The 15,632-nt window shown below is 58.4% G+C and carries 15 protein-coding genes; 5 read left to right on the top strand and 10 right to left on the bottom strand.

The features are described 5' to 3' along the window. Positions 1 to 446: 446 nt before the first annotated feature. A complete protein-coding gene (locus C0R07_RS00070) occupies positions 447 to 872 on the bottom strand; it encodes a low affinity iron permease family protein (RefSeq protein WP_102787936.1) in 426 nt (141 codons plus the stop codon). Between the two features lie 149 nt (positions 873 to 1,021). After that, a complete protein-coding gene (locus C0R07_RS20205; protein WP_302476387.1) occupies positions 1,022 to 1,228 on the bottom strand; it encodes a LysR substrate-binding domain-containing protein in 207 nt (68 codons plus the stop codon). A gap of 874 nt (positions 1,229 to 2,102) precedes the next feature. On the opposite strand from C0R07_RS20205, the gene C0R07_RS19850 reads away from it, so the two are divergent. Continuing rightward, complete coding sequence (locus tag C0R07_RS19850) at positions 2,103 to 2,264, top strand: hypothetical protein (RefSeq protein WP_167390302.1); 162 nt, start codon at positions 2,103 to 2,105, stop codon at positions 2,262 to 2,264. A 118-nt stretch (positions 2,265 to 2,382) separates the two neighbouring features. Here C0R07_RS19850 and C0R07_RS00060 read toward each other — a convergent pair whose 3' ends face one another. The 4 genes from C0R07_RS00060 to C0R07_RS00045 form a co-directional block, all read right to left on the bottom strand. After that, on the bottom strand, positions 2,383 to 4,011 hold the full coding sequence (locus C0R07_RS00060) for a hypothetical protein (protein WP_146027568.1): 1,629 nt from the start codon (positions 4,009 to 4,011) through the stop codon (positions 2,383 to 2,385). 215 nt (positions 4,012 to 4,226) lie between these two features. Next, positions 4,227 to 5,042, bottom strand: coding sequence for a pirin family protein (locus C0R07_RS00055; protein WP_254427750.1), 816 nt, complete (start codon positions 5,040 to 5,042; stop codon positions 4,227 to 4,229). A 194-nt stretch (positions 5,043 to 5,236) separates the two neighbouring features. Further along, entirely contained in the window at positions 5,237 to 5,641 is a 405-nt protein-coding gene (locus C0R07_RS00050; protein WP_102787933.1) for a DoxX family protein, read from the bottom strand. A 29-nt stretch (positions 5,642 to 5,670) separates the two neighbouring features. After that, positions 5,671 to 6,279 (bottom strand): FMN-dependent NADH-azoreductase, encoded by a 609-nt coding sequence (locus C0R07_RS00045; protein ID WP_102787932.1) that lies wholly within the window; start codon positions 6,277 to 6,279, stop codon positions 5,671 to 5,673. Between the two features lie 94 nt (positions 6,280 to 6,373). Between C0R07_RS00045 and C0R07_RS00040 the strand changes: the two genes are divergently transcribed. Further along, entirely contained in the window at positions 6,374 to 6,778 is a 405-nt protein-coding gene (locus C0R07_RS00040; RefSeq protein ID WP_102787931.1) for a winged helix-turn-helix transcriptional regulator, read from the top strand. A gap of 127 nt (positions 6,779 to 6,905) precedes the next feature. On the opposite strand, the gene C0R07_RS00035 is transcribed toward C0R07_RS00040, so the two are convergent. Continuing rightward, positions 6,906 to 7,619 (bottom strand): helix-turn-helix domain-containing protein, encoded by a 714-nt coding sequence (locus C0R07_RS00035; RefSeq protein WP_167390301.1) that lies wholly within the window; start codon positions 7,617 to 7,619, stop codon positions 6,906 to 6,908. A 462-nt stretch (positions 7,620 to 8,081) separates the two neighbouring features. Continuing rightward, complete coding sequence (locus tag C0R07_RS00030) at positions 8,082 to 8,540, bottom strand: YybH family protein (RefSeq protein ID WP_102787929.1); 459 nt, start codon at positions 8,538 to 8,540, stop codon at positions 8,082 to 8,084. A 238-nt stretch (positions 8,541 to 8,778) separates the two neighbouring features. On the opposite strand from C0R07_RS00030, the gene C0R07_RS00025 reads away from it, so the two are divergent. Then, positions 8,779 to 9,135, top strand: coding sequence for an MmcQ/YjbR family DNA-binding protein (locus tag C0R07_RS00025; protein ID WP_102787928.1), 357 nt, complete (start codon positions 8,779 to 8,781; stop codon positions 9,133 to 9,135). 242 nt (positions 9,136 to 9,377) lie between these two features. On the opposite strand, the gene C0R07_RS00020 is transcribed toward C0R07_RS00025, so the two are convergent. Beyond that, positions 9,378 to 10,253, bottom strand: a complete 876-nt coding sequence (locus C0R07_RS00020; RefSeq protein ID WP_102787927.1) for a LysR family transcriptional regulator — start codon at positions 10,251 to 10,253, stop codon at positions 9,378 to 9,380. A gap of 100 nt (positions 10,254 to 10,353) precedes the next feature. Between C0R07_RS00020 and C0R07_RS20090 the strand changes: the two genes are divergently transcribed. Beyond that, a complete protein-coding gene (locus C0R07_RS20090) occupies positions 10,354 to 12,351 on the top strand; it encodes an SDR family NAD(P)-dependent oxidoreductase (RefSeq protein ID WP_102787926.1) in 1,998 nt (665 codons plus the stop codon). An 82-nt stretch (positions 12,352 to 12,433) separates the two neighbouring features. Next, a complete protein-coding gene (locus tag C0R07_RS00010; protein ID WP_102787925.1) occupies positions 12,434 to 13,369 on the top strand; it encodes an NADP-dependent oxidoreductase in 936 nt (311 codons plus the stop codon). 611 nt (positions 13,370 to 13,980) lie between these two features. Here the strand turns inward: C0R07_RS00010 and C0R07_RS00005 are convergent. Continuing rightward, complete coding sequence (locus tag C0R07_RS00005; protein ID WP_102787924.1) at positions 13,981 to 15,372, bottom strand: site-specific integrase; 1,392 nt, start codon at positions 15,370 to 15,372, stop codon at positions 13,981 to 13,983. Positions 15,373 to 15,632 lie beyond the last annotated feature (260 nt).

Below are 15,632 nucleotides of genomic sequence, written 5' to 3'. Positions count from 1 at the left end.
TACCGCATTGATAGGGTCGGTGATCGTATAGGGCTTGGGCCGGAAGGGCGCCCACTGGTCGCGGCCGGGGAGTAGGTGGTGCGCGGCCGCCACCGATGCAATCGCGTAGGGCATCCGGTGGGCGAGCAGGTAATCGGCCACCGGCACCGAGCCACCGCCGGCGTGGACCAGTCCAAGACGGTGGCGGCTATCGGCGAGGCGGTTAGGTGGTTCAAGGCTTCCCAGCGGGTGCCGGCGAGGAAGACGTCGTAGCCGGCCATGGTGAGAACGTCTTTAACCAGGGGCCCAAGCACATCGTCGTCTTCGAGAACCAGAAGGCAACCATGGACGGCCGGACATGGGTCGCAGTAGGGCGGAACGTGTTGGTCTGAGGGCACGGGTGATCTTCCTCTGGAGGCCCTTCACGCATCCCCTGGCAGGCCGGACCAATCAAGACCTTCGCTAAATCATTCAGGGTCGGTGAGGGCGTCTGGTTGGCACGGCATGCAGCGTTCCTTCTTCGACTTGATGCCGGCAGCCGTCTTCGCCAACGACTCGTATCGCTGCCGGATCTCCTCAAGTTGGGCCGGATCCATAGATTCCAGGTTGAGCAGCTCTTGGTTCGCATCCTTGGTCACACGAATCAGCTCATCGAGCTTGATGTGGAGCGCCGCCGTGTCCCCGTTTTGGGTGTGCTGGATCAAGAACACCATCAGGAAAGTTACGATCGTAGTGCCGGTGTTGATGACCAGTTGCCAAGTGTCGTTGAACTTGAACAACGGCCCGCTTCCCGCCCAGACCACCACCACGCCCAAGGCTACAACAAACGCCCCCAGGCTGCCGGAGGCGCGTGCGGTAACGGCTGCGAAATGTCCAAAGGTCTTCTTACTCATTTGTTCCTCTGCAAAAACAGTTTGTGCCTCATTTTGAGAAATATCCCCCAAGTGGCCTTGTTCCCTATCCTATTGGCAAGGATGTGAATGAGAAGCGTGAACGGTGCGTTTGTGGTGGGGGGACGCATCACGTCCAAGCTTTTGAGCAGTCAAACCGATAGTTCGGCCAGCACCAGGCAGAACGTCTTCGACACTGCCTTGCCTTGCGACCATGGTGCAACGAGTCGACCTTGCGCCAGCTCTGTCTCCACATAGAGGCGTGGCACCAAGGCGACCCCGAGGCCTGCGAGCGCTGCTTCAATCAACATCGCATGAAGGTCGTAGCGTGCACCTACCGCTGGATGGGAGAGGAATATGCCCGTCTCTTTGGCATAGCGCTGTCAGGCCTCCGGGCTCTGTCGCCGGTGATGGCGCGGCAGCGTCTCCAGCGATATGGTGAGATGTGCATCCTTGATCAGGGCGGGGTAGCACACGGGCACCGGAACTTCCCGCAAGCGGTTAGGTCCGCATACCCGCCCAAGCCGGCTGCCCTAAATGCACGGCGGCGTCGAATCCACTGCTGACAAGCGCGAAGGGACTCGCTTGAGCCGACGTAGCGCCGACCGATCAACGTATGCCGTTGAGGTTCAAGCGAGGCATTTAGCTTTGTCTGGAAGGAGCTTTGGCTCCGGAGAGAGCGTTGCAGTTCGGGCGGGCTGCTACCTTCTGTGGCGCTCTACTTGTGTCTCGGGACGAAACAAATTCGAGCTCCCCTTTGACATACCGTTCTAATAGGACAAGTAGGGGTTGCGGCACTTTTCCTCCGTCGCGCGTTACCTGACCGACCACCGACTGGACAATGCATCGACGGGCATGGGATTCACTCGGTGTCAAAGGCAGGTCGCAGGGGATAAAGTGGGGTGGGAGGGGGCTTGATTTTGTCATGGGCCCAACATAGCGGGAGAAGAGCCTCTGTCAAATCGCAACATTTGCCGTTACTGCAAATCATGCTGTGCCACAGCGGTGGGCGAGGTCACCGAAGGCAGATGTCTGACGTCCAGGGTGCCGCTCGTCAGTAACTGATTTGTCATAGAGTTGGGTCGGGGCGGGGTTCGGCGAGCCACTCAGGGGTGCCGCTTCATCCGAGAGCCCCTTTGGTGGCTTCAATGCACACGTGAACCCGTTAATGCCTCGTATCCACTCTGCGCGTGAGTTGCCGATTCAGTAGGAGCGGGGTGGCATGACAGTCTCGTGGGCAGCCTGCTCTGGGCGATTGTCAAAATGGGCCATGCGCTACGCGACTTTGGCCAGAAAGCAACGCTCGCAGCGGCAACCATTGGTCATGCCGAAATCGTCAATTCCGACTTTGAGTTCGCAAGCAAGTTCGCGCCAAACCGTGACTGCCAGAAGTGAAAGGCGCTACCCCGTTACGAGGCCGGGCATTGACGTTCTGTGGCAGCGAGACAAGGCCGGCTAACGTTTTTGCTAACCATAATGGCGTCTGGTGTCGGCGCCCTTGCGGGGTGTGCCGCTAGTGAGAAGCGAGCGCCATCAATGCCTGCCAAGCATCCTGCAACGTCTTAGCAATACTGTCCCATTTTGGAAGTGCTACGACCAGCGACCCAACCGCAACAACAAGCGCCGATACAGTGAGAACTTCCATTCTCCGCTGTGCCTTGATGCTCTCTCGGACGCTGAGGATGCTGGTGAGCTGCTCGAAATGACTCCGGATGGCGGCCTCTTCGTCTGTCAATTGCGCGGAGAGCGACTGCAACCTTTTTTGGATGGACTCAAAGAAGAAATAGGTCTTATCGCCCTGCCAAGATTTCGCTGAAAAGCGCCCGCAGTCATGGCGATACCAATGCACGTGCTTTGAGTGCCTTGCAAGGTCACGGGTAACCGCGGGTAGGCCAATATTCCGATCAAAGAACTGTGTGATCTCACTGATCGTTCGCGAGGTGCTCCGCCTACCACTGCGAGCTTCCTTCATTCGCTCTCGTGTGCGATGGATGTCCTTCATGTGCTCCTTCAAGTATTGAAGGGTCGCGCTGTGAACCAAAACGCCACCAGCGACATCGTGGCAATGCATTGTAGGCTTCCTCCGAGAAGGAGCCTCTGCACCGTCTAGAGGAGCATTGTCGTAGAGAGTGGTGTCGACCGAAGCGAAGATATGCAAGCCTTGATCCATCTCGCGGCTGTCAAAAAAGGCGAGTTTAAGTGCCGGCCGCTCTTCTTCGGTCAAAACCTCATCCCTTCTGACATTGATGAGAAGTCGCCGCCAATTCTCAAAGTGAGGCATCGACTGCCCCAGCGCCACGAAGGCCGAGCTGTTAGCGGCAACCAACTCCATAGTGGGGAACGAGGAGGGCTGCTGAAGGCCAGAGAAGAAGCCGGGAAGATGATCTGCGAACCACTGACCCACCATTGATCGAAGGTGCGTCCGTCTACGGGCGATCGCTGCTTCCTTCTGATTCAGGGGGCCCACCCATTCAATAGACTTTGGCTTCGTCTTGCGCTGGTAATAGGTCGAGCGGTCCCTGTTGAGTTCGCGCGCGTAAGCTTCGACGAGGCTTCCACTGAGGGAGAACCCGATCAGCACCGCCGTCATGGAGTCGGTAATCTGAAAAACGTTGACCTTTAACGACTCTACGTCATCGGGCAGATGTGTGAAGTTCTTTGAAAGGAAGGATCGCTTGCGTGAGCCTCGCCGAAACACATAGCCCAGGTTCAACCACGCCCCGCCGCCTTTCGACCGCATTCTTCGAACGCTTGATGCCGCATCGCCTTCGGCGCTACTCCCGCCGATCCCAGACCATCCCAGAGAGTCAAGGGATTCGTAGAGGGTGTCGATCTCTCCTGGCCCGTAAAGTTCGACACCCCAAGCCATTCGGCTTTCCAGGGCTTGGTCTTGAGGCACGCGGGATTCTCTGTTTCGCTCCTCGTCCCGCGCAGCTTTGCTGGCTTTGTCGTCTCCGTCGAGGCCAGCCAGAAGATTCGGAGCGAACCAGTAGGCCTGCCAGCGCAGCTTTAGCACTAGTTTCGAGGCCCACTTCCATCTGGCCTCAGGGTTGCCTTCCGCCAGTCGTAACGATGCGTCAGCGCCAGCCTCCGAGCGAGGCTCCGCACTGATTGGCTCTCCAACGTCGTCTTGGCTATCCATGAATGATGCTCTCCTCTGACGTTGGGCTGCGCTGTGCCAAGCTTTAAAGGCCATGACGCCAGATGTCCGTTGGTCCCACTATAAGTGCGCTGCATCCGGGGTCAACTGTCCACAGCTCCGCCCGATTGAGCAGCGAAGCGCGGAGGCAAGTATGGGCTGTAAAGCAGAGGGTGATACGCCCAAATACGGGGCATTGCTCACTCCAGTTGAGGACATCACCGAAGCACGGGAATTGTCCCAGAAGCGGTGCGTCGGTTTCCGAGTTCTTTGAGCTTCTTGCCCAGCTCGGCGATGCGACGTTCTCCCGCTTCCAAGGCCTGGGCGGAGGTATGCACCGAGTAATAGCCGAGATGTAGCGGGTGCGGATGCGGCACTGCCGACCCCAGCACGAACACGGCGTCTGCATCGCTGGCGGCTTCAAGGGTTATCGGGATCTCGCCCTGTTCGAATACCACCATTTCACCTCCGCTCACGAGTGTGTCGGCACCGGCGTTGAGCTTGCCTTTGGCGAGCGCCAGCCAGCCGACGGTGTAACCGGTCGGCGGCTGATAGGTCCAGCGCTCACCGGATTTGAGCGTGACGAGCAAATAGGTGATGCCCTCTGGCGCAGGCACCGGACTTTTTACGCCTTCGTGGCTGCCGACGATGACATGGGCGGGTCCCGCTTGGCGCATGTGCTGTGCCTCGATGTAGCGGCTTTCGGATTCGCCGTTCTCGAGCTCGGCAGGCAGGGCCAGCCAAAGCTGAAATCCCTGAATACGCGGCACATCCGCAGCCGAAAGCTCTTGGCCGTGCCACATCCCGCCACCGGCCTGCGCCCACTCCACGGCGCCATAGCCGAGCGTGCCGGACGTGCCGCTATCCGGATCTTCGTAGCGGAAGGCGCCTTCGACAGGCACCGTCACGGTGGCAATGCCAGAGTGCGGATGTAGAGGCATGCCCGCCATCGTCTGCACCGTGTGTCTATCAGCGTCGAATATGTCTAAGAAAACGAATGGCTTGATCGCCTGGCCGAGGTCAGATGGACTCATCAAGCGCGTGATCGGACCGTGGCCGTGACCTCGGGTGCGATGGGTGATATGCCGTGAGCAAGGGACGGGGACCGGTGAGGGTAGGGCATTCATCTGTACAGATCTCTTGTGTTTGTTAGCGTGGTCTTAAGAGGACGCGCGGGCCTGCGCGGCAGTCCGTCTCTGCGCCCGCGCTGGTCTTGGCGCAGGCGAACTCAACCGGCGCGCCTGAAGGCGGCGGACAAGCTGCTGCGATGCAGCCACGAGACCGTCGCGGTGATGAGGAGCAAGATTATTGCGGGAAGGGGGCTTCCACCAATGACGAAAAGGTGGGTGAGTGCGGCGAAGAACATCGTAACGGCGAGAAGCAGTCCCCCGAAGGCGGCGGAGGCGGGCACCAGAATGGCCACCGCACCGATTACTTCGACCGCGCCGGTGACCACCCTGAACCATTGGCCGACACCGATCTGTTGAAAAATTTCTACCATCATCGGTACGCCCGCGAGCTTGGCTCCGCCAGCGGCCAAGAATGCGGCGGCAGCCAGAACTCGCAGTGTCCAGGAAAGAACGTTGCTGCCTCGGCCTCGTGGGGCCGGTGAAACTGAAGACGTCGTGCTCATGTTATGGATTCTCTTGTGGTATTGGAGTGCTAAGCCGAAAGCTTCTCGATTTCTACAACAGCCAAATCGACGGCCGCTTTACGGCTGTCGTCTCCCATTGCCAGACCTTCCGCACGAATGAAGGTAATGTCGATAATGCCGAGGAAACCAAAAAATCCGCGCAGGTAGGTTTCCTGATGGTCGAGGAAGGCAGCGGGCGTGCCTTCGCCATAAAGTCCGCCGCGCGTGGACGCTACGATGACGCGCTTGCCCCCGGCGAGACCCTCTACACCTGTGGCTGTATACCGGAATGTTTTTCCTACGACCGCAATGCGGTCGAGCCATGCTTTGAGCTGGGTGGGCAGTGAGAAGTTGTACATGGGCGCACCGACGACAACGACGTCGGCAGCAAGGAAGTCGCCTAGGATCTGATCGTTACGCGCAATCTGCTGTTTGTCGGTTTCGTTCTGAGCCTCAACACCCTGAAACGCCAGGAACTCCGGAGCAGACAAGTGCCCAATCGGCCGTGCGGCAAGGTCGGTACGAACGACCTGGACATTGGGTTGCGCGTCGGTTAGCTGCTTGACCACTGCGGCTGAGAGCTGCCGACTGACCGACTGATCGTTCAGGATGCTGGCGTCGATGTGAAGTAGTGTCATTTCATGAGCTCCGGTATAGAATTGTGACTAGAGCTATCAATGTAACCACGCCTTTGTGGACGCACAATACGGCACAAAAAGAGAACCCAGTATCATGGACGTAACCGTGCCCCCGCATGATTTACAAAATTCCGATTGCCAAAAGATCAGTCAGGTGCTGGCCCGTGTCGGGGAGAAATGGAGCATTCTGATCATCATGTTTTTAGACGGTGGCCCTCGGCGCTTTACCGAGCTCAAGCGCGCGATCAATGGGATATCGCAGCGCATGCTAACGCTTTGCTTGCGGGGGCTTGAGCGGGATGGCTTGGTTAAGAGAACAGTTCGCGCCGTGATGCCGCCACATGTGGAATACGAGCTGACACCATTGGGACGCTCGCTTACGGAGCCAGTGACGGCCTTGGGCCTCTGGGCAAGCCGTCATATCACCGATATCGATGCGGCTAGGGCGGCCTTTGATGAACGAGCGGCAGTGCACGAAGACGAGCTGGCCGACCGTTGATCAGTAAGCCGCGCTATGACGGCAAGGTGCTGTCAGAGCGAGGCGCCTCGCTGTGTTATCGGCCTAGTTAAGCGCTATGTCGACCCTGGGGGAACGCGCCAGTCCTTGCCGGAGTCATCCGCCGCAATCATCCATGCCCATTCGCGGCGCGAAATTGCTGCGGCGTGCATCCAGCGACGCGGCGGAAGAACTTGCTGAAATGTGTGGCCTCTTTGAAGCCAAGTTTGTCGGCGATGACGCCAACGGGCGAGTTGGTGTGAACTAAGAGGCGCTTAGCTTCCAAGCAAAGCCGTCTCGTAAGGTACTCCTTCGCACTTATGCCTTCGGCTTCCAGAGCTGCACGCGTGAGGCTTCTCTCTGTGCATCCCATCGCTGTCGAGTAGGCACTGATGCTCCTCCATTCAACCAAATGCTTTTCAACCAAGCCTTTAAAGTGGTTGAACCGACGCAAAATTGGTTGCCCGTGCGAATCCCGGGGACCTTTGTCGCCGCTGCTCATCGCAAGCCAGGAAACCAGAGAGTAGAAGGCGTATCGCAGGTGACATTGCAAGTCTTCAAAATACTCTGGAGGTGCACCCGGTTCATCGCTGAAAGGCTCGAGGCTGGCGCCCTCGGCACGGGCGGCGTCTAGCCTCATCCATTGCATAGCGGTTGCTGCGCGTTCCAAATCGCCGGCGTCGAGGCAAATGCAACTCGGCAAGCGCTTCATATCGAATCCCAGACGCATGCCCTCAGGCGATGATGCGGCCCAAAGAAAGTCTGGACGCACAAGCAGTATCCACCCATCCCAATCCTCATTCTCTCCGAAGCTGTGCGCCTGCCCCGGGCGAACGATGACCAAGCTGCCTACTCCGTCTGCGCACGGCTCGAAATCGAGCACTTGATCGCTCCGGCCCTCGGTCACGAGTATGAGCATGTGGAAGGTGTAGCCGTACGTACGTCGCATGCCCTCCCGGCTGGTTCTTCGCCTCAGGTCTGAGACACGAAATATCTCCAACCCGTAAGGGTAGGACCCTTCCGGCCGGTAACTGATTTCCTTTACGTGGATTCTTGGCGCTTTGGTCATCTCATCACTTTCCCCCTATGGATCGGGAAGTCCGCCGCCCGTGAACTCGCGAATTCAAACCACCGCGTGGTGGAAAATCCAAAGCCTCGGATACTGCCGCCGCCTTTGAAGGTGGTCGGACTTCGCGGGGAAGAGCGGATGCATCGGCAGAGTCTGCCGTTGGCTGACCGGTTATCCGACCTGCTACGGGGTGGTAGCAGGTCAGAGTTCTGCCGATTATCGGTGTTGCCGTGGACGCTATTCCTTGGTGCTGGTGCGCTGCCATGAATCGCGTAGCGTCGGAATGCTCTCAGAATCCCACGCATTACGCAGCGACAAGTGTCCATGCGTCATCAGCCACCCGTTGCCTTCTTTGCGGAAGATGAGGGACATGTTCCACGACAAAAACAGCTTTTCCTCTCCGCTCTCACCTTGCTGATAGGTGTTGAACGTGAAGACCAGCAGGGCCTCGCTGTCACTGATCGGGCGAGCGATCTCATTGAGATATTCTTGCCGAATGATGCCCGCATCTGCATGGATGCGTTTGAGGTGCGCGCGAACCGCATCGCGCCCGACGATGAATCGTTCGGCGAGCGGATCGACATAAGTGACGTCCTCAGCCAGGGCATCCATGTAGCCCGTAGGGTCACCCGAGCTCCACTGCCACTGGATAGACTTCTCGAACTCGACAAGCGACGTGATTTCATCAGGGGTCATCAGTATCTCCACTCACTGTTAAGGCCAGACAACCCTACCATGTCGTCGCCAATTCGCCAGAAAAAGTCTCAGTGGTGATGTCCGAAAAGTGTCAGGAGTGGGCTATTTGTGCCTTTATTAGCTTTCCGATTTGCGCAAAAATGTCATCTTGAGAGATCAACGATGAGCGTAATATTTGGCGTTTACCTAGGCGATGGAGCGCCAATCATGAATATCTGAGCGAATAGAGAGGCCTGTAATGATCAATCACAATAATGTGTTTGCTTACGCAAAGAAGAAATACGGTGTAGATCCAGATCACCCCTTCGAGAGGTTCCCCGATTACGCGGTGCTGCGCCATGTGGACAGCGAAAAGTGGTTCGCGCTTTTGATGGTAGTGCCCCGTACCAAGTTAGGGCTTGAGGGCGATGGAGATCTGGAAATTATTGACCTCAAAGTGGCAGCAGAAAAGGTCGGCAACCTGCGTACACGCGACGGCTTTCTCCCGGCGTATCACATGAACAAAGAGCACTGGCTGACCATCGCCCTTAATGGCGCAGTGTCGGCCTCCGAGATCTACGCTCTGTTGGACGAGAGCTACGAGCTGACGAAGTAGTCGCACCGGGCTGGCGTTCACCTCGCAATCGTGTGCGCAATCATCGCGGCTTTGTTCTGCTGTCATCGTTCAATACGACGATGACTTTGCCCGGAGCGGCCGGAAAGCACATATCATGATGAGGCCGGCGCGCCCTTTGATCGCACTCGTTGCCGGTTGCCATTGCATTGAATTGAATCCTGCAAGGCTGCGCGCACATCGTAGTTAGGCCGGCTCTACGAGGCGGCCCATATATTTCCGTCTTAGTGACTGGCCAGTTTCTCTTTCAAAAACTCGATGAAGCGCAGCGTCTTGGCCGGTAACAGCCGCGTCTCCGTCAGGGCATAGACCGGAATTGGGTGTCCATGCCAGCCCGGTAGCACTCGCCTCAGACGGCCTTCGGCGACGTCCTCGGCAACGACGCCTTCCGCGAGTAGCGCGATGCCTTGCCCTAGGACAGCCAGGCTACGGTACATGCCGACACTGTTGACGATGAAGCGTCGGCCCACATCGACATTGACATGTTGCTCTCCGCGCTTGAGCCTCCAAGGTCCGGACTTGGCATAGCCGAGGCATTCATGCTTCTGCAAATCGGCCGGCCCGACTGGATTTCCTGCTCTCTCGATGTAGCCAGGTGAAGCGTAGAGGTGCGGTGTCAGCTCTGCCAACTGTCGAGCGATCAACGCCGAACTCGCTTGCTCTCCCATGCGAATGGCCACGTCGAATGGTTCAGCCACCAGGTCCACCCGTCGTGGCGTGAGATCGAACTCAAAGTTGATGCCTGGGTATCTTTGAGCGAACTCGACGATCAGAGGCGCCATGTAAATGGTTGCAAAGTCTACGGGAAGCGATGCCCGCAGGGTGCCGCTGGGCTGCGCCAGCATCTCGCCCAACTGGTCATGCGCCATGCGGGCTTCTTCAACGATGCGGCGGCATCGCTCGTAGTAGATCTGTCCCGCCTCGGTCAATTCGATCCTGCGCGTAGTGCGGTGAAGCAGCCGCAGCCCTAACGATCGTTCCAGAGCGCCGATTCGACGAGAGATGGTCGAGTTCGGAACACCTGTCGCGTCCCCAGCTCCCCGAAAGCTCTTCGCTTTGACGACCTCTACGAATAGGGCCATGTCGTTCAGGTATTCCATGTCTATTGCGCCATGTATGAAGCAATCATTCTCATGGGAGCCACTTTATCGCGTAGATGGGTCAATGGACAATAGCGAATCGATTTAGGAAGAGTGCGCTATGAAAATTGATCCATCCCTCCGCTTGCCCGAGCTCAGTCTCTCGGCTGCGCATGTGGCCGGCAAAGAGATCGCGATAGTTGGTGGCACCGGTGGCCTCGGTCGTGCCTTGGCCAAGGTCCTCGCCGCCCGGGGCGCACGGGTGACGGTCGTAGGAAGAAGTTTCCGCGACCCAGACCAGCCGGGGATCAGCTTCATTGAGGCGGATCTAAACCTCATGAGCGAAGCCGTCCGCGTCGCGGCGATGCTCCCCGCGGAGTCTTTGGACCTGGTCGTGTTCACGACCGGCATCATTGCGGCCCCCCAACGCGAAGTGACGGCGGAAGGGCTAGAGCGCGATATGGCGGTCAGCTATCTGAGTCGACTGGTGATCCTGCAAGAGATCGAGAAGCGGTTGGGCCAGAAACGGTCTGCGGGCCGCGCTCGGCCGCGCGTCTTCATCATGGGCTATCCCGGTAGTGGCCAGCCTGGGAAAGTCGGCGACCTCAACGCAGAGCAGTCATACAGCGCCATGGGCGTGCACATGAACACGGTGGCCGGCAACGAGATGCTGGTGTTGGACGCTGCGAAGCGGCTGCCGCACGTCGGGGTCTTCGGACTGAATCCGGGCCTGATCAAAACAGACATCCGCAGCAACTTCCTGGGCGGAAAGAAGTTGCTGTCAGCCACGATCGAGTGGCTGATCGGGTTGCTCAATCCAACTGCAGAAGCGTATGCCGAGCACATCGTGCCGCTTCTGATAACTCCCGAACTCGACGGCAAAACCGGTCTGATGTTCAACCGGAAGGCGCAGGCGATCCTTCCCTCGCCAGGGCTGACCCCCGCACACATTGAAGCGTTTCTTTCCGAGTCCGGAGCCCTTGTGGCACGTGCCCGTAGTTCCAATCCCGCCCAGTCCCCCAACCGCATTCTGAAGGAGCATTCCATGACCCAGATCTTCGACCCCGTCAAAGTGGGCCGCTATACCCTGTCCAACCGCATCGTGATGGCGCCGATGACGCGCTCCCGCGCCGAATTCGATGGGACGCCTAAGGCACTTGCCATCACCTATTACAAGGAGCGCGCAAGTGTTGGCCTGATCGTCTCCGAAGGGACGCAGCCATCCGAAGACGGGCAGGGCTACCTGTGCACTCCCGGCATCTTTACCGACGCGCAGGTCGAAGGCTGGAAGGCCATCACACAGGCCGTGCACGACAAGGGTTCGCGACTCTTCATCCAGCTGATGCATGCGGGTCGCATGTCCCATCCCGACAACACGCCGCACCATCGCCAACCCGTGGCCCCGTCGGCCATCGCGCCTGATACGCCGATGTTCACCATGACGGGCATGCAGCCCATCCCTGAGCCCCGCGCGCTGACTACCGACGAGATTCGCCAGACGGTGGCGGACTTCCGCTTTGCCGCCCGCCGGGCCATCGAAGCAGGTGCCGACGGCGTCGAAATCCACGGTGCCAATGCCTATCTCGTCCAGCAGTTCTTTGCTCCAAGCGCCAACGCCCGCACCGATGAGTATGGTGGTTCCGTCGAAAACCGGGCTCGCTTTGCGATCGAGGTTGCCAAGGCAATCGCTGAAGAGATCGGTCCGGACCGGACGGCGATCCGCCTCTCACCTGGCGCCAAGCTGTGGGGTATCGACGAAGGTTCCGAAGCGCTTGCCCTATACGCCCATCTGACCACTGAACTGTCCAAGTTGGGTCTGGCCTATGTGCATGTGATGCACGTCGGCAATGAAGCCCTGGTCGCAGAAATTCGCAAACTTTGGAGCGGCACGCTCATCCTGAACCGTCCGGGGCGCCCTCGCGAACAGGTCGGTAGCGATGTGGTGTCGGGCTTGGCCGAACTCGAGTCCTACGGCCAACTGGTGCTGGCTAACCCAGACTTCGTCGAACGCCTGAAGACCGACGCGCCGATGAATGCTCCAGACCAGGCGACGTACTACGGCGGGGACGCCACGGGTTATACCGACTACCCGAGCCTGAATCCCGCCACGACGGCCTGACAGACCACCGGGACGTATTGCCGCGGCTTTGGGCTCGTCGATACGTCCCAGGTATCGCAATCAAAATGTGAGGAGCCTCAACATGACAGAAATGCAACGCGCAGTGTTGGTCCGCGCCTACGGCGGTGCTTCCGCCGCCGAGATCGGCGAGATCGCCAAGCCGGTGGCAGGAGAGGGCCAAGTGCTGGTCCGTGTGCTCGCGGCGGGCGTGAACGGCATCGACTGGAAGTTCAGGGAAGGTCTCGTCCAGAAGGTATTTCAGGTGCAACTGCCGGCCGTTCTGGGCATCGAGCTGGCAGGTGTCGTTGAGGCAATCGGCCCAGGCACGTCGCGTTTTCAAGTGGGCGACCGCGTGATGGGTCCGCTGGGTCGTCTGGGTGCTTATGCCGAGTTTGTCCCTGTGGCCGAAGCAAATTTGGTGCATACGCCAGCACCCTTGAACGATGTGCAGGCCGCCGCAATTCCGGTGGCGGCGGTGGCTGGCTGGCTGAGCTTGCATCAGGCCGGCGCCATCGTTGCGGGGCAGCGCATTCTGATCCATGGTGCAGCGGGCGGGCTTGGCGGTTATGCGGTCCAGTACGCGAAGCAAGCGGGTGCGGAAGTCTTCGCAACGGCGTCAGCTGCGAGCCTGGATTACGTCCGTAGCTTGGGGGCCGATCATGTCATTGACTATCGAAGCCAGCGATTTGAGTCGGTCGCAGAGCGGATCGATTTGGTGCTGGACTACGTCGGGGGCGATGTGGTGGACCGTTCCTGGGCCGTGCTAGCCGAGGGCGGCGCGATCGTCAGTGCGGCGACGCCTGACATCGTTGCGCGTACACCTGACGGTCGTCGCGGCCTGTGGTTCGTGAACAAGGGCGACGCGACTCTTCTGGCGCGTCTCGCGGCAGAAATCGCACAGGGATCGCTCGTCTCGACGATCGGTAACGTAGTGCGTTTCAACGACATCCCGTCGGCCATCGAGCGCAGCCGTACTGGCCCCCGAATCGGAAAGGTGGTGGCGGACTTTACACGCTAAACGATCCACTTCGGAGGCCCTGATAGAACAACAGTGTGGGCTGCTACGCGGCCCCCCTTCTTTGCGTTTCTTCTCCCGCGAATAGAGGAGGGGGGGCTCGGCGCCATCTGCTCAGCATGAGGCCACCCGGTCCAGAGAAGTCTATTGCCGACTGGGTCGCGTCGTTTGTATTGATGATCGTGGCGATTTCCTGAGGCCCGCCTGCATAGACGCACATCGCGGCAAGGTCAGCTCCGTCATTTCGGAGGCGGCTAAGCCAGCACGCGCCAGACGAAGGGTCGGAGCCAGCACTAGCCGTAGGAGACGGAGCCGTCGATTGATCAGCAAGAGATGGCTCGCCTCCGGCGTCCTCGCTCTTGCTTCTCCGCTGGGCCGTAGCGGGGGTGTTCCGTCCGGTTATCACTGATTTCTCGGCGATCTACATCGATCAATGTTGCTCGTCGGCGATTCGCAATCGACTCTGGAAAAATACCGCACGCGTAGCCTTCGCCGCCAGTGCCAGGCGAGTGATGCAAGCGCTCTAGCTAGCCCTGAGTAATCGCTCGCAAATTTCCAAACTTTTCAATAGGCGCCGATTGCGGCAAGAGTTCTCACGCGCGGGCATCGGCTACTCACGGATACATCTTTGCCCCTTTTTTAAGTCGTTCCTTAAATTGTCCGCGCACGTAAGTTGGCAGCACCACTGAGGGTTGATATTGCGCCAGTGCCTCTCCCTGGAGCTTCCTGACATTGCTGGCGGACTTGTGCACGTAATTGTCTTGGAGCACGGGCGCCTTCTTGTTGAGGGCGTGGCCGGTGATCAGCGCAATGTGCTCAACTCTCACGCCCTTGGCGTCAAGTTCGGTTGCAAGGGTATGGCGGAATGCGTGGGAGCCGATCCCTTTGCCAAAGCCCAGTCCTTTCAAATAGGCCGCGAATTGGTTGACGAAGGCTTGGCTGTAGCGTCCGTTGACTTCACCGGTCTTGGTCGAGACGCCTGCAGATAGATGTGGGAAGAGGCGAGGGTGGCCACAAGCCTTCATGTCAGCTAGGAAGTCGAGGAAGCCGGCTTGGATAAGGCTCTCGTGGATGGGGACTTTGCGAATGGCGCTCTTGCCCTTGAGGCTTTGCCGCGTGCGCTTGCCAGTGCTCTGCGCTAAATCTTCGTCAACGGTCTTCTGGACTGAGAAGCACCACACACCCTGATCTTGGACGATGTCGCACACCTTGAGCTGCGCGATCTCGTTGATGCGTGCCCCGGTGTAAAGCGCAATGAGCGGGCACCACCACCGGTGGGGGTACTTCTTAGCCCACGGGACGAAAGTGTCAGGGTTGAAGATCTTCTGTACCTCCTCTTCTGAAAGCAGCCGCTCAGGCGCATCCTGGTCAGTCAGAAGATCGTCGCGAGCAGGCTTGAACGCGTCCATCGGGGAGTGCGGCACGGCACGCGCTTTGACTAAGGTATTGAAGAAAGAGGCCAGGAAGCGCCGATGCAGTTCGAGCGTTGCGTTGGCCGGCTGTGGGCGTCCTTGGCGCTGCCCCAGAGTGATGAGTGCTTGGACGGTGAGGCCTTGGAGTTTAGGGTTTGTCATGAAGTCTTCAGGTGCCCATCGCAGCAAGTCCCACATCGCGTAGATCGAAGTGTGATCAATGCGCGAAACAGAGGTGTTGCCTGAGACGCGTTGCAAGATTGCGAGGGTCCGGCGATAGGCATCAATCGTTGTAGTGCGAAGGTTCTGCCGCTCTTTGTCTTTTAGGAAGTCATCGACCTCTTCAGAGAGAAGACGGGCAGGGGTCGCCAGTGGAAGGGGCTCTGGATAGCGCGTACCGTTCCGCCGAAGTCTTCGGAGCTTTTCGCTGTGATCGTAGGTTGCCTGAACCAGATCTTGGAGATGAAGCGCGCCAGCTCTGTCCTGGACGAAGATGTCGTGAAATTCGACTTTGCCAATGCGAATGCTCTTAATGGCGAGCTGGCCTTTAGGGTGCTGCAAGTAGTGGTGAAGTTTGGGTTGCTGAAATTGCATCTACAGTCCGAAAAGGAGAAGGTAGATTGTTGATAAGGTGTAATGGTTATCTGTCAATGCACAAACAAGACAGAGATAATGATCATCTGATTGCCTAAGGTAAGCAAGTTCAATGGATCAGAATGTGCGCCGTTCTCGGCTTTGTTTATATGGATATTTTGAACCAGGCGCTATACGTTTCAGTGCTCTCGGTGTTCGATTTCTGAATCGCCCAGGATTTTGTAGACAGTCGTCAGCCGTTTAGTGCGTACTGCTTCTCG

It is taken from the genome of Stenotrophomonas bentonitica, from assembly GCF_002887735.1.
In the GTDB taxonomy this organism is placed as follows: Bacteria; Pseudomonadota; Gammaproteobacteria; order Xanthomonadales; family Xanthomonadaceae; genus Stenotrophomonas; species Stenotrophomonas bentonitica_A.
The sequence above is the reverse complement of the archived record's forward strand: the minus strand, read 5'-3'. Positions and strand labels throughout refer to the sequence as shown.

What these genes read in the sequence shown, in the direction of transcription:
- C0R07_RS00070 (WP_102787936.1), bottom strand. Translation starts at nt 872, where the DNA reads ATGAGTAAGAAGACCTTTGGACATTTCGCAGCCGTTACCGCACGCGCC.
- C0R07_RS00060 (WP_146027568.1), bottom strand. Translation starts at nt 4,011, where the DNA reads ATGGATAGCCAAGACGACGTTGGAGAGCCAATCAGTGCGGAGCCTCGC.
- C0R07_RS00055 (WP_254427750.1), bottom strand. Translation starts at nt 5,042, where the DNA reads ATGAGTCCATCTGACCTCGGCCAGGCGATCAAGCCATTCGTTTTCTTA.
- C0R07_RS00050 (WP_102787933.1), bottom strand. Translation starts at nt 5,641, where the DNA reads ATGAGCACGACGTCTTCAGTTTCACCGGCCCCACGAGGCCGAGGCAGC.
- C0R07_RS00045 (WP_102787932.1), bottom strand. Translation starts at nt 6,279, where the DNA reads ATGACACTACTTCACATCGACGCCAGCATCCTGAACGATCAGTCGGTC.
- C0R07_RS00040 (WP_102787931.1), top strand. Translation starts at nt 6,374, where the DNA reads ATGGACGTAACCGTGCCCCCGCATGATTTACAAAATTCCGATTGCCAA.
- C0R07_RS00030 (WP_102787929.1), bottom strand. Translation starts at nt 8,540, where the DNA reads ATGACCCCTGATGAAATCACGTCGCTTGTCGAGTTCGAGAAGTCTATC.
- C0R07_RS00025 (WP_102787928.1), top strand. Translation starts at nt 8,779, where the DNA reads ATGATCAATCACAATAATGTGTTTGCTTACGCAAAGAAGAAATACGGT.
- C0R07_RS00020 (WP_102787927.1), bottom strand. Translation starts at nt 10,253, where the DNA reads ATGGAATACCTGAACGACATGGCCCTATTCGTAGAGGTCGTCAAAGCG.
- C0R07_RS20090 (WP_102787926.1), top strand. Translation starts at nt 10,354, where the DNA reads ATGAAAATTGATCCATCCCTCCGCTTGCCCGAGCTCAGTCTCTCGGCT.
- C0R07_RS00010 (WP_102787925.1), top strand. Translation starts at nt 12,434, where the DNA reads ATGACAGAAATGCAACGCGCAGTGTTGGTCCGCGCCTACGGCGGTGCT.
- C0R07_RS00005 (WP_102787924.1), bottom strand. Translation starts at nt 15,372, where the DNA reads ATGCAATTTCAGCAACCCAAACTTCACCACTACTTGCAGCACCCTAAA.